Origin of the sequence: Myxosarcina sp. GI1, assembly GCF_000756305.1 — a bacterium.
In the GTDB taxonomy this organism is placed as follows: domain Bacteria; phylum Cyanobacteriota; class Cyanobacteriia; order Cyanobacteriales; family Xenococcaceae; genus Myxosarcina.
Genome location: NZ_JRFE01000024.1, coordinates 318,374 through 332,413, shown reverse-complemented (window position 1 = coordinate 332,413; position 14,040 = coordinate 318,374). Strand labels below are relative to the sequence as shown.

Annotated in this window: 10 protein-coding genes, 1 tRNA gene and 1 other RNA gene; 7 read left to right on the top strand and 5 right to left on the bottom strand. The window is 38.5% G+C overall.

The genetic code is table 11. The annotated features are described in order from the left end of the window. Positions 1-99 precede the first annotated feature (99 nt). Complete coding sequence (locus KV40_RS18830) at positions 100-1,539, bottom strand: hypothetical protein (RefSeq protein WP_036484769.1); 1,440 nt, start codon at positions 1,537-1,539, stop codon at positions 100-102. A gap of 444 nt (positions 1,540-1,983) precedes the next feature. Here KV40_RS18830 and KV40_RS18825 point away from each other — a divergent pair, with 444 nt between their 5' ends. From KV40_RS18825 to KV40_RS18810, 4 genes are all read left to right on the top strand, one after another. Beyond that, positions 1,984-2,841 carry a sulfotransferase gene (locus KV40_RS18825; protein WP_036484767.1) on the top strand — a complete coding sequence of 286 codons (858 nt, stop codon included), beginning with the start codon at positions 1,984-1,986 and terminating at the stop codon, positions 2,839-2,841. Between the two features lie 187 nt (positions 2,842-3,028). Continuing rightward, positions 3,029-3,688, top strand: a complete 660-nt coding sequence (locus KV40_RS18820) for a YqiA/YcfP family alpha/beta fold hydrolase (RefSeq protein WP_036484765.1) — start codon at positions 3,029-3,031, stop codon at positions 3,686-3,688. A 733-nt stretch (positions 3,689-4,421) separates the two neighbouring features. Further along, positions 4,422-7,370 carry a DNA polymerase I gene (polA, locus tag KV40_RS18815; protein WP_052055765.1) on the top strand — a complete coding sequence of 983 codons (2,949 nt, stop codon included), beginning with the start codon at positions 4,422-4,424 and terminating at the stop codon, positions 7,368-7,370. Between the two features lie 578 nt (positions 7,371-7,948). Then, positions 7,949-8,028: transfer RNA gene (locus tag KV40_RS18810), tRNA-Leu, on the top strand. A gap of 195 nt (positions 8,029-8,223) precedes the next feature. On the opposite strand, the gene KV40_RS18805 is transcribed toward KV40_RS18810, so the two are convergent. Beyond that, positions 8,224-8,403 (bottom strand): DUF4278 domain-containing protein, encoded by a 180-nt coding sequence (locus tag KV40_RS18805; RefSeq protein ID WP_036484760.1) that lies wholly within the window; start codon positions 8,401-8,403, stop codon positions 8,224-8,226. 192 nt (positions 8,404-8,595) lie between these two features. Here KV40_RS18805 and KV40_RS18800 point away from each other — a divergent pair, with 192 nt between their 5' ends. Together KV40_RS18800 and KV40_RS18795 are read left to right on the top strand one after the other, a co-directional pair. Continuing rightward, positions 8,596-10,011, top strand: a complete 1,416-nt coding sequence (locus tag KV40_RS18800; protein WP_036484757.1) for a sodium/proline symporter — start codon at positions 8,596-8,598, stop codon at positions 10,009-10,011. A 15-nt stretch (positions 10,012-10,026) separates the two neighbouring features. After that, positions 10,027-11,436 (top strand): hypothetical protein, encoded by a 1,410-nt coding sequence (locus KV40_RS18795; RefSeq protein WP_216595639.1) that lies wholly within the window; start codon positions 10,027-10,029, stop codon positions 11,434-11,436. A 116-nt stretch (positions 11,437-11,552) separates the two neighbouring features. On the opposite strand, the gene ssrA is transcribed toward KV40_RS18795, so the two are convergent. Further along, positions 11,553-11,935: a transfer-messenger RNA gene (gene ssrA, locus KV40_RS33515) on the bottom strand. Positions 11,936-12,022: 87 nt separating this feature from the next. Between ssrA and KV40_RS18790 the strand changes: the two genes are divergently transcribed. After that, the gene (locus KV40_RS18790; RefSeq protein ID WP_036484756.1) at positions 12,023-12,457 is read left to right on the top strand and encodes a GAF domain-containing protein; all 435 of its coding nucleotides are present in this window, start codon (positions 12,023-12,025) and stop codon (positions 12,455-12,457) included. 71 nt (positions 12,458-12,528) lie between these two features. Here the strand turns inward: KV40_RS18790 and KV40_RS18785 are convergent, their stop codons facing one another. Both KV40_RS18785 and KV40_RS18780 read right to left on the bottom strand, forming a co-directional pair. Further along, entirely contained in the window at positions 12,529-13,551 is a 1,023-nt protein-coding gene (locus KV40_RS18785; protein ID WP_052055764.1) for a CsgG/HfaB family protein, read from the bottom strand. Between the two features lie 191 nt (positions 13,552-13,742). Beyond that, on the bottom strand, positions 13,743-14,039 hold the full coding sequence (locus KV40_RS18780; protein WP_052055763.1) for a ferredoxin: 297 nt from the start codon (positions 14,037-14,039) through the stop codon (positions 13,743-13,745). Between the last annotated feature and the right edge of the window lies 1 nt (position 14,040).

The window sequence follows — 14,040 nt, the reverse complement described above, 5'->3', positions numbered from 1 at the left end:
GTTTGGGTTGGGTCTGAAGGAAAATTACCGATTGCAAGCGTCATTTGTCTGCTGCAAGATTACATTAATAAGGGTGAGACTATTATGTTTTGTTACTTGTTAGCGATCTGGTGTCAACTCAAGAATAATTACGCGATCTGGTATGCCTAAAGTGTACCTTCTGGGATTGGTAACAGTTCTAACAGCACCTGCTTTCCAGTTAGGTTTGTATACTTTTAACTGGCTAATGTCAGTATTAAAAAGTATATTTAAAGTGCGAATTGGCACCTTAAGATCTATTTTTGATTTTAGATCGTAGCTGTTTACTTCTTGCCATAAAACCAGATAAAATCGTCCATCTTGTTTCTGTAGCAGGGTTTGATGAACGTCGGTCATGTCTCCTTTTATGTCGTAGTCTAAAGTACCGAGGGGAACTTGGGTAGTTGTCGTAAGATCGGAGTTATCTAAAATATCAATTACGTTTCTAACTGCTCTAAAAGCTGGTTTTCTCGAACCATCAGCTCTAAGAAGTCCCCAGTGCAAATGCCTTTTGTCGTAACTAGGGTTGGGCTGTTTGTCCATTAATTCATAAATAATCGAGCGATCGAATCCTTGATTGTAAAATTCAAACAGTAGTCGTGGTAAATATTTAGCAGCAGCTTGCTCCGATACAGTTTTGGATAGTTTTCTAGCGTTGTTGTAGCCAGTTTCTGTAGATATTAAGGGCTTATCTTTACCACAAACTGAAAGATAATTGGGTATATGGTATGGTAAACCTGCATTGTTGGGATGTCTTCCCCCTGGATATTCGTGGGCGTTGTTAATATCACAGGCTACTTTTCCCATTCTAGCTGTAGTTTTTGCCAGTCCAGTTTCATTAGACAGGGCGGGCGAAATAACTGGTATTCTAGCGGTAGCGGGATCGCTTTTAACAGCTTTATATAAATCTGCCTGATAGAGCTTTAGTCCTTCGGGAAAGTACTTGCCTTTGTAGGATTTTGTTTTTGCTAACTTAGGAGCATTCCATTCATTTGGTCCTTCAACGGATTCTATGGCATCACCGAAAGTTTTTAAAACTTTCATGGTTTCAGTTAAACTCAATTCCGTAGGATCCATAACGAGATTGAATTTGATTCCCATGTTGGCTAATTCTTTAAGCCTGGAAACAGTTTTAGCAGCAGCTCTAGCACCAGGATCGACATTGGTTCTCACATGGCGCACTCCTAACTCTTGTAATCTGGGTTTGACAATTGTGTCAAATTGACTGTAGGAAGTACCGTAATAACCTATGTGAGCTACTACTCCAATTGAGTCGATAAAAGAATCTGTACTGCGAGCTTTTTTTTCTTCGGCATTAGTAGCTGGAGCAAATAAAGCCAGACTGCTAGCCAGCATAGTCAGACTCAACAGAACTACGTTGAGCGAGAGGGATGCTGAGGTTCCCTCAGCATATCCAAAGCAGCGCGTTCTTTGGCGGACGTTCCGTCCGCAGGGTCGCTGCTCAATCGAAGCTTTGATTTTATTGTCTAAAGATTTTAAAAATATAAACAAACTTCTCATATTAAATTTTTTGCCAAAACATATATTACTTAATCCATCTTTTTTATAAATTTATTTGGCAAAAATAAGTGTGATTTCGATCTGACTTGATAACACTACAAAATCGTTATAACTACCAGGAAATTTGGTTGGGTTTTGTATTTTGTACTGAGTTGACGATGCTTAAAAGCCTTGCCAATAAGCTTGCGATAATAATAGTCACAGTAATACGATTGTCTTTGTCGATAACTTTATTAAAAATTTATTTTTTATTAGTTTTAAACAAAAAAACCTTAAAAAGTCTAAATACAACAATAATTTTTGTAGAGAAACAAAATACTATTTTGTCGATCTGTATTAATGATTTTAGATAGTTATTTATTGCCAAATTTATTGGAATGCTATTGAGCTTATGATATAGTTGGCTATAATTTCTTTGTCTATAGAGAACAAACTAATTTAGCAATGGCAGCTGATAAACCCATTTTTATTCTTGGCGCACCCAGATCTGGTACGACTTGGTTGGGGAAAACTTTCGAGCAACATCCAGATATTGATTGCTGGTATGAAAACAATGCTGTATGGAGTTGGGGTAATTCTCGTAATGCCAATGATGTTTTGACCGAACAAAATCTTACCCCTAAAATAAAAAGCTACATTAAAAAAAGGTTTGCCAAACGCTTAGAAAAATCTGGCAAAAAATACATCGTTGATAAAACTCCTAGAAACTGTCTGAGAATTCCGTTTCTACATGCAGTTTTTCCAGATGCCAAAGTTATTATGTTAATCAGGGACGGGAGATCGGTTATTAACTCTACTAAAAAGGAATTAAACAAACCCAAAGGCATACCCTGGATAGAAATTAGAAATCGCTTGAAAAACGTATCGTTTTGGGAATGGTATACCTTAATTCCCCGTGTATCTTCTCGGCTTAAGTCAATGCTAGGAGTTGAATTAGATTTTTGGGGTGCCAGACCGCCAGGATGGAGTGAGTGGATTGACAAATATTCTACTCAAACTTTACTCGCCAAGCAGTGGGCAGCAACCATGACAATCGGTATTAAAGAAGGTAGGAAATTACCGAGCGATCGCTATATAGAAGTTAGATATGAAGATTTGATTAATAATCCTCAAGAGGAATTTACCAAACTAATAAATTTTCTAGACATAGAAAATCCCAGTCCAATTATAGATTTTGCTAAAACGACTGGCGATCCCAACAGAATCAACAAGTGGAAAAAATCTTTGAATCAAAATATTCTCGATGAAATCAAAGAAATTATGGAACCTACTATGATCGAACTTGGCTATTCATGGGAGTAAGACAGAGGGGAGATTAGAAGACGGGGAGACTAGGAGATTTAACTCTACTAGAAACTTCCCCAGGTCCCCAACGGTGCGCGTTCCCTTGCGCCTTACTCTTTCAGAGAAGCTTCGCAACGTGACGCGGGGTCGCACCGCAAGTCAACCTAAACTATCCCATGATGATGCAACAGTTTTGTAGCCAATCATGAACCAAACGGCATACATTTATCTACATGGTTTTGCTTCTAGTCCCCAATCTAACAAAGCTTGTTACTTGCGCGATCGCTTTGCCGAATTAAATTTAGATTTAAAAGTTCTCGATCTCAATCGGGGAGATTTTTCACACCTTACTCTCACCAGGCAACTAGAGCAAACTGCTGCGGTTTTTCCTCCCATCAATACTTCCGTAACTCTCATCGGTTCTAGCTTCGGTGGTTTAACTGCGGTATGGCTGGCAGAAAAATATCCTCAAGTGCAACGTTTGGTACTTCTCGCACCAGCCTTCAATTTTTTAGCTCACTGGCTGCCAAGATTGGGAAAGACGCAATTAAACCTATGGCAAAAAACTGGTTATCTATCTGTCTATCATTACGGAGAAGATAAATTGCTGCCCCTACACTATGGCTTTGTAAGCGATGCCGAAAGTTATGATGAAACTCAATTAGCGCGATCGCTACCTACTTTAATTCTTCATGGTACTGATGATGAAGTGATTCCTATTGCTGCCAGCCGTAATTATGCTAGTCAGCATTCTGATGCTAGTCAGCATTCTGAAGTTAAATTAATCGAACTAGACAGCGATCATAGTTTGGCTGATATGAAACAGGAGATTTGGCAGGCAATTGAGGTTTTTTGTAGTTTGTAATAACATCAAAAATGCGAAAAAACGACTATGACCTTCTTATCATTAATCGTTCTACTATTATGTATATGTATTTTGCTTGAATTTCGGAAAGAGAAAAATTTTGGGAAGAGAGAAACAGACTCGAATCGATTAAAAATCCATCCTTTTACAACACAACTAAACTATTTTAGTCTGCTCTCTCTTGTGTCATCAATTTGATGAAGAATTCCCAATGAGACGTTTGTAATTTAAACAATTAAAAGCTTGAAAAGTAATAATAAAGTTTACAAGTATTGCACAATAACTATATTAACAACAGATTAGCAACTTACCAATTCTGGCTATGATTGCGTTCCTAATTTGCTTACCCTTTATTAACAAAACAAATTAGGAATCGCCTAATTTTTTGCTTTCTCGAAGGAAGTTATCGTGTAGATTGAAGCAGGAGGTACGCGCTACAATCAATCTTGGGAAGAAGTTTGGTGTACTTCTCTGTACCTGAATACAAGTTAACATCAACCCAAAACTATTTCCAGCAATTTTACTATTGTTTACGGTTATCGATCTATAGAAACATTCCTTATTATTTTGATACATTTATGATAATCCTCGGTCACATAGGGGATATCAATTTTTTGGAGGTTTTTGGAGGCTTCAGACTTTAGAATTCAAGTGACTTTAGCCTTTTTAAAATACAAAATTTTATTCCACCGATATTAGAACAGCTTTATAACTAGTTACAATAGATATTTTTATGTCTCAAGCCACTTCCAACAATTTAAGCATTTCAGATCGAGAAGCACCACTATTTATTTTGCTTGACGGTCACTCGTTAGCTTTTCGCGCTTATTATGCTTTTAGCAATTCTCGCAGTGGACCTTTGATTACTTCGGCAGGAGTTCCCACCAGTATTTGTTTTGGGTTTCTCAATTCCTTATTACAGGTGTTAGATGCCGAACAACCGCAGTTAATGGCGGTAGCTTTCGATCGCAGCGAACCAACTTTTCGCCATCAGGCAGATCCTAACTATAAAAGCAATCGTACCGAAACGCCAGAAGATTTTATTCCCGACATTCTAAATTTGCAGCAGCTATTGACGGCATTGAATTTAACTATAGCCACTAAAGCCGAATACGAAGCCGACGATATTTTAGGGACGTTAGCCAGACAGGCTAGCGAAGCAGGGTACAGGGTTAAAATTGTCAGTGGCGATCGCGATTTATTTCAGTTAGTAGACGATAATAAAAATATCGGCGTACTCTATTTAGATAACAAAGCCTTAAAAAGCAGTTCTAAAAACTATTTAGAGTTCGATCGCGCTGCGGTAGTAGCCAAGATGAACATTACCCCAGAACAAATAGTAGACTATAAAGCTTTGTGCGGCGATCCTTCAGACTGTATTCCTGGAGTTAAGGGAATTGGGGATAAAACGGCGGTCAAATTATTAAATGAATACGGCAGTTTAGAAGCTATCTATCAAAACATCGATAAAATTAAAGGCGCGGTAAAAAAGAAGCTAGAGACTGGCAAAGACGATGCGCTACATTCGCAATATTTAGCCCAAATTCATTTAGACACTCCTGTAAATATTACCTTAGAAGAATGTAAATTAAAGGGGTTCGATGCCGATTTAGTGATTCCCCTGCTAAAAGAATTAGAGTTAAATAAAGCGATCGCCAGTATAGACCGTTTGCAAACCAGATTGGGGGGAGAGGCTTCGAGCGATCGCCAGAAAGTAATTATTACTTGTCAGCCTAGTGGTAATAGTAACGGTCAGCTATCTTTATTTGGTGATGAAGATACAGTAGCAGAAACAGAACCAGTTAAGCCAGAAGTTTTTAAACCCAAGTTAAATACTCAAGTTATCGACACTGAAACCAAACTGCAAGAGCTAATTGCCACTTTAGAAAAGTATACAGATATCGAACACCCTGTGGCTTGGGATACCGAAACCACTGCTTTAGATACCCGCGATGCAGAATTAGTCGGTATTGGCTGTTGCTGGGGAGAAACTGATTCGCAAGTGGCATATATTCCCCTCAACCATACAGAAGGCAAGCAGTTAGACAAACAGCAAGTATTATCGGCTTTAAAACCCATATTAGAAAGTACCGACTATCCCAAAGCCTTACAAAATGCTAAATTCGATCGCTTAGTATTACACCATCAGGGAATCGAACTAGCGGGGGTAGTTTTTGATACCATGCTGGCTAGCTATGTACTAAATCCCGAAACTACTCATAATTTGGGAGATCTATCAGAACGTTATGGTTTGGAAATTGCTGCAACTAGCTATAAAGATTTAGGCATTGGCAAAGGACAAACTATTGCTAATTTAGATATAGCCAAAGTAGCAGATTACTGTGGATTGGATACTTATGCCACTTATTATTTAGTCGGGAAATTAAAAGCCGAACTAAAACAGTATCCCGATTTAGAAAAACTACTATTAGATATCGAACAGCCTTTAGAACCAGTATTGGCAAAAATGGAAACTACTGGCGTTCGCTTGGATATTGAATATTTAAAAGAATTTTCTCAAAAGCTAGATAAAGATTTACAGGAAATCGAAGCTAAAACCTATGACTATGCGGGGGAAGAATTTAATTTAGGTTCTCCCAAACAACTAAGCGAAATTCTGTTCGATCGCCTCAATTTAGATCGTAAAAAATCCCGTAAAACTAAGACGGGTTATTCTACTAACCAGGCAGTATTAGAAAAGCTTAAAGGCGATCATCCAATTATCGATACTATGTTAGAGTATCGGACTTTAGCTAAGCTTAAATCTACCTATGTCGATGCCTTGCCTGCTTTAGTACGCCAAGATACCAACCGCGTGCATACAGATTTTAATCAGGCGGTTACTGCTACGGGAAGGCTTTCTTCTTCTAATCCCAACCTACAAAATATTCCCATTCGTACTGAGTTTTCTCGCCAGATTCGCAAGGCTTTTATTCCACAAGATGACTGGCTATTAGTTGCCGCAGACTACTCGCAAATAGAGTTAAGAATTTTGGCTCATTTAAGTCAAGAACCCGTATTAGTAGAAGCTTATCGCAACAGTCGCGACGTTCACAGCGTCACCGCTCAACTGTTATTTGAAAAAGAAAAAATAACTGCCGAAGAAAGACGCTTGGGTAAAATAATAAACTTTGGCGTAATCTACGGCATGGGAGCGCAAAGATTTGCTAGAGAGTCTGGTTTTAAAGCCGAAGTCGGCAAACAGTTTATTGAAAAATATCGCCAGAAATACGGCAAAGTTTTTGCTTATCTAGAAGGAGTGAAAAAACAGGCGATCGCATTAGGATATGTTACGACTATTCTGGGTAGAAGGCGATATGTCAATCTAACTAGCGATAGTTTGAGAAAACTTAAAGGTAGCGATCCGCAAGCGATCGATTTAGTTAATCTTAACTATGGCTACTCCGATATGCAAATACTAAGAGCTGCAGCCAACGCACCCATTCAAGGTTCTAGTGCTGATATTATCAAAATTGCGATGATAAAACTGCACGACACTTTAGCCAAGTATAAGGCGCGTTTGCTATTACAGGTTCACGACGAACTAGTGTTAGAAGTTCCACCTGACGAATGGTTGGAATTGCAGCCACTAATTATTTCGGCGATGGAAGATGCTGTTAGCTTAAGTATTCCTTTACTCGTGGAAGTTCATGCAGGTAAAAACTGGATGGAAGCTAAATAAAGTCGGTTTTTGAAACTTTGATCGGGAAAAACTAGAAGCAGAAAATAGCTGAGAACGTTATATATTAGAGGCGTTGGTAGATGTGTAATGCTATTGGATTTAAAATCGAGTAGTTAAGATTATTAGTTTTTGGCTAATGGAATGTCCAAAATGTAAGTCGTTTCAAAGCAAGAAAAATGGTTTTTGGTGAGGGAAACAGTCATATAGGTGTAAAAAATTGTGGTACTCAATATGTAGCTTATCCTTGTTTCAAAACATACTCTTCACAAATCAAACAAACGTGCATTGAAATATATCTCAATGGCATGAGTATCAGAGGAATTTTGAGAGTGACCAAAATTACTCATCCTACTATAATGCTGCTCGATAGATACTTTACCTATTTTTGACTTTTTATCGTATACGTACATTCGGGTAATTATCGATTACCCAAGTTTTACCCAATTTTTTCGATTTTATTGATGGAAAATCCTAAATCATCTCAATATCAAGAGAGCATATCTGGCTACTGTTCTTTATCTACACCCTTTACACCGTAATGGTTTGAGTACTGTCAATTTTTAGGTTGCAACTTTCTCGCGAATGGCGAAATTGGTAAACGCACCACACTCAAAATGTGCCGTAGCAATACGTGTCGGTTCGAGTCCGACTTTGCCCATAATCTTCTTCCAGTATTGATTTTAGAAATTTAAGCAATTAGTCTAGTTTTGGTCTCTAATAATAAGAAACGTCCAAAACTAGACTAATTACTGTTTTTTGACCCTGTCGAACTCACATTTAGTAGCAACTCTATTTGCACTAATCATTGTTTTTGTTTGGTTATTTATACAACTGAATAAAGAAAGTTATGCAGTTAGGCATTGTAAGCAACACCACGATATTTCTTGATTAGACCCAGTTGAGGATCGCTCTTGATTTGAGGAAGAGAGGGGGTATAGCTACGTCCTAAGAAATGAGCGGTGTATTGAGCGGGAGTTGTTTCAATACAATTGTGAGTAGCAGAATAAGCTTGTCCTAAAAAACGTAATTTCATAATTCGATCTCCTTTTGTTGTTAATAATTAATAGATGTGAGGGTTAAAACTTATGCAGTTTTCTGAGTTATCTACATTAAAAAGAAAAATCGGGAATAAGTAGGGATAAAAATCAACTATGTCTTAAAAGATCAAACGCAATTAAGATAAGTTAAAATCCGTTGAACTCTATAAGCATAGAAATTACCGATAATGTCGAGTCAAGTTGTAATTGCTCTCAGCTTTATTCTGTTTTTACTCTTATTTGTCGGGGTAGGAATTTATTCTGCATCGCAAAAACAAAACAATACAACCGATTATTTACTAGCCAGTCGTAGCGTCAACCCCTGGCTTACTGGTCTATCGGCTTTTGCTACGGCTCACAGCGGTGGGATGTTTATCAGCACTATTGGCTGGACTTATCAGGTAGGAATTTCTTCGGTATGGTTGCTTGTCGGTTGGTTTTTAGGCGATTATCTGGCTTGGTTTTTTGTTCACAAACCTTTAAGAATATCCTCTGAAGCAACTGGTTCGGAGACAATTGGAGCATTTCTGGGGCAAAATAATCAAGATCGCTCTATACCCATTATTTCAGCACTAGTAACTATTGCCTTTTTAGGAGCTTATGCTGCGGCGCAACTGTTGGCAGGCAGCAAAGCACTCTATGCAGTTTTTGGCTGGAACTACAGTTGGGGGATTTTTCTTGGTGCGGTTATTGTCGTCAGTTATTGCTTTTCTGGTGGTATTCGCGCCTCTATCTGGACGGATGCGGTGCAGTCAGTGCTGATGGTGTTTGCCATGATGATGCTACTATTTGTGGCAATAAGTGCTTGTGGCGGAATAACAGGAATGTGGCAACAGTTAGCAGCGATCGATCCTACTTTAGTTAATCCCATTCCACCCAATCTAAAGTTTGGTTTTGCCTTATTTATGCTCAGTTGGTTGGCTGCTGGTGTAGGTGTAGTAGGTCAACCTCATATTATGGTGCGAGCGATGGTTTTAGATAATGCAGAAAACATTGGCATTACTCGCAATATCTATGCTGTTTCCTATGTAGTTTTTTCTACGGCTGCGGTTTTGGTTGGTTTGAGTGCCAGAGTATTACTTCCTGGGTTAATTGATGGTGGCGATCCCGAACTGGCACTACCGCAAATGGCAACAGAATTATTACCAGCCTTGTTAGTAGGCGTAATTTTAGCGGGAATATTTTCTGCCGTAATTTCTACTGCTGACTCGCAAATACTCTCTTGTTCTGCCGCTCTAACTCAAGATTTGTTTCCCAAAATGTCAGGGTCATATAAATTGGTTAAAGTGGGAACGCTAATCGTGACGGCAATTATTGTGGCGATCGCTCTAACTAGTAATAAAAATATGTTCGCTTTGGGTGTATTTGCCTGGTCGGCATTAGCCTGTGGATTGGCTCCCTTATTGATGCTCAGAGTCTGGCAATTTTCCGTTAATTCTGTAGTAGGCGTAACTATGATGGTAGTCGGTATTGCTACTGCTGCTATTTGGAATGGCGTTCTCGGACTATCGGGTTCTATTTATGAAGTGCTGCCTGGAGCGATCGCCAGCTTTGCCGTTTATGGCATTGCCCGACTATTTACTTTCCAAAAAAAGTTTAATTAAATTTCAGCTTCAGTTGTGAATATCAAAAAACATCAACATAGCAAACAAGAAATAATCGAAAACTATCGTCAGAGTTGGTGGCGTAAGTTACCAGCAGCGATCGCATTACTAAATCTAATATTAGTATTATTCAATCTCAGCTACTTACCTCTAAGAGATACTTATTTGCAATATACTCCCACTTTAGTAAAGCTATACGATCCAGTAAAGGCGATCGAGCCTCATCCCGATACCGAAACTTATCTAGCTACAGTAGAACAGCTAAAAACAGCATTACCGCAAGCTGGCTTAAAGTCAGATTCTACCGCCAAACTGTTAAATTCCTTACAAGAACAAAGCCTGACTCTCATTGCCGAAAATCCCTTTTTAGATGCAGACAAACCCGCTACTTTTGCCAAACTGAAGCGACGTATGGAATATCAGATGAATACTCGTTCGTCTATAGATGCTTTTACGGAGTTTTGGAGCAAAGAATATTTAGCTGACTTTGGTTTTGAACCTGCTATAAGCTTCTGGGAACATAAGATCGAACCTTTACTAAAAAGCAATTTCTATCGTCATATCGACGCAAACGGGACTTATATAGATAATTTCTGGCACATCGATCTATTTTTCGTAATTTGTCTGGCGATCGATTATCTCAGTGGAACTTGGTGGCTAGCGCGGCAGCGCGAAAATATTGGTTGGGGCAATATGTTACTACGTCACTGGTATGATGCGATTTTTTTACTTCCTTTCTGGCGTTGGCTGCGAGTAATTCCTGTAGGAATACGCTTACACAAATCTAAATTAATAAATTTGGGCGGTATTTTAGCTCAGATTACTCACGAACCCGTAGCTTATCTATCTAATAAAGCTTCGATGTTTGCCGTAGTACAGTTACTCAATCAAAGTCAGGAGGCTATAACTGGCGGTGAACTAGTGGCAGAATTATTAGAATCAAAGCCCAATACTAAAGACGATAGTGAAATAGATCGGATCTTGGATCGGCTTATTGGTTTGACAATCTACAAGGTTTTACCTCAAGTACAGCCAGATGTCGAAGCTTTACTGCAACATAGCCTGAGAGAAGCCATACAAGAATCAGATTTTTATCGGACATTACAGCAAGTTCCAGGTATTGCCAATCTTCCCGATGAAATGACTCAAAATTTAGGAGACTATTTAGCAAAAGCTACTTATGATGTTTTGGCAAATTCTTACGGAGATGCCCAAGGTAGAGCTTTGTTTGATAGTCTCAGTCAGAATTTTACCCAAACTTTACGTCAAGAATTGCGCGATCGCGCCACTCAAAGCGAAATGCAGTTATTATTATCACAACTACTAGAAAAGCTCAAATCTAGATACGTTCGCGGTACGAGTAATAGTAATGCCGAAGCTACTCTAGCCGAAGCCGAGGAGTTGGAAAGCAGCGATGTTACTTGAAAGTAGAAAGTAGCGAGTAGCAAGTTTAACTCGATTGAACAGTGAAAACAAAAAATCTGATTGCTTAAAAATAAAAGCTTATGTAAAACTTTTTACTTTTTACTCGCTACTTAAAAAAATGGAGCCGAGCAGAGTCGAACTGCTGTCCAGACTAGCTATTGACGATCCGCTCGTTCACAGGCTTATCTCCTCTTATCCTCGGAGCGGGAACCGTCACTTATCCCTGACGGTGGGATGCACTGGTAAAGTCTTAGCCAATCGGTCTACCAGAGAAGACCAATCGGAGCATCCGTTGGGGTTTTGTCTTTAGCTCTTAACGGAGTCAAACTAAAGACGAGCAAGTCAGAGTTTGACTTAGGCTACTACAGCCTGACGCTCAAATTTTACGATGTTGTTTGCATCTATATTTAAGTTTGAGTCTTGATTTACGAGAGAATACTCACTCTCGACCTGTATCACGGGTTAGCTTTCACTAACCTGTCGAAACCATTACGGCCCCTTGTAATTACTTATATTATAATTATTTTCGTCAATACCTGCCACTCAAAGCTTTGGTAGAGATATCCGAATAGTTATAAATTCCTTTATGAGCGAGCCAAACGATCTAGATAAGATAGCAAGCGAAGTTTTAGAACTGCTGCAAGCTGAAACGGCAGTTGTGGCAGTAGCCGAATCAAACGGAGAGGTACTTTACTATGCTGCTGCTGCCGGCAAACACGCAGCAGCGATTAAAGATAAACGAGGCGCGACTGCTACTTCTGGTTTATGCGGTACGGCAATGAATAGTAATTGTCCCGTATTAGTTGCTAAAACTTCAGGCGATCCTCGCGTGCGGCAAGATTACGTTAAAAGCTTGGGAATCGAGACTGCGCTGGCGGTTCCCTTTCAGGATCGAGACAAGCTATTAGGAGCGATAATGGTTTTAAATCGAGTTGATGGCAGTTTGTTTGACGAACGAGCCGAACAATTACTTGTCAATTATGTTGCTAAAGTAACTCCTTTACTTTATCGCGATTGCTAAAGACCAAACTTAAATTAAAAGCATATTTGCGATCGCTCCTTACAACAACTACTGATTAATTTTCCATTAATCTAATTACTTGGTTTAGCTATATCGCCAATTTCAAATTCTGAACCAGAAATAACTTTAGCAATACTAGAACTATTATCTACCTCTAATAATTCTATTGTACCTATTGTTTCTGTGAGTCGGCGAATGACTGTTCCTGTTTCGGGATCTTTAATTTCTTTACTTACTCGCTCGATTGTTAATTTCATTCCTGGTTTGTAACCATTGACAGTTCCTTTATTTAAAACAACTGTGCTGCCGCTAATATCAGCTACTAAAGCTGGAACGGTAGAATTGGTTGTACGTGAAGTAGCTAGCTTTGCTGAATTGGCATCTAATGATTTAACGACTTCATCTACTGCTTGGTCGGTAGCAACAGTCAATAATTTACCTTCATTACTAGTATTGGAACTGCTGCTTACACCCAAAATGTTAATACTTTTGTCTGATTGATTTGCCGTACCAGCACCATCAGCTACCATAATAATTTCTGCTGTATTAGTATCGATAACTCTAACATTTAATCGAACGTAGGCATTAGTTTTTTTACCTCCAGTACCAATTCCGAATACATTAACACCAGAATTTTTTTGTTCTAGGTCAAATTGCGTTACCGAACCAATAATGACAGCCTGTACTCCTAAAATTTGACCGATTTTAGCAGCACTACTAGCATCAACTCTGCCAGATGCACCTAAATTTTGCTCTCTTAAAACAGCGTCAATTTGACTTCGTTCTATGACTTTGTAGTTATCATTTAAAACTAACTTATTAACTAAAATATCGCTAACTCCTTTAGATCCTCCTGAAAAAATCGATAACAACCCAGGATCGCTAACGCTACTAAAATCGAAATCTAAAACTGCTACTTTTAATTTTTCTTGGTTCTGCGCAATTATTAGAGGAGAAGCGTTAAATTTGTTATTGCTCTCAAAAGCTTGTGTTACAGGAAGATTAACTAAGTTAAAACTTAACGCAACCACAGTAATACTTATAACATTGCGATTTAATAAGATATGTTTGGACAGACCAGAAAAATGACGCATAAAATCTTTGTTTGTGAATAAAGTCTAATTGTTTATACCTTTTTAAAAGTAAACGATAGACTTTAGATATAGCATCGCTAATATTACTTAACTAGAATTAAGGTTACGTAATAACAGATAAAAGTTTATTCTTCTTCAAATATACTCAGACAAAATTTTTAATTAAATTAGCTTTTGACTTTTAAAATCATCTACTTTTTTGAATGAAATTTAGGATACAGCATTTCTCTTACTGGAGATTGACCGATTAAATGCTGTTCGATAACTAGCGGAACTTCTTTCGGTCTAACCTGAGAGTACCAAACTCCATCTGGCTCGATCGAAACCATCGGACCATTGCCGCATTGTCCCAAACATTTAACAGTATCTAATTCTATTTCTGCTAATAAATCTTGATTCTGTTTGAAAGCAGCTAAAACTTTTTGAGAATTATACTTGCGACAGCTTCGCCCCAAGCAAATTACCACTCGCTTTGGCGATTTATTCATA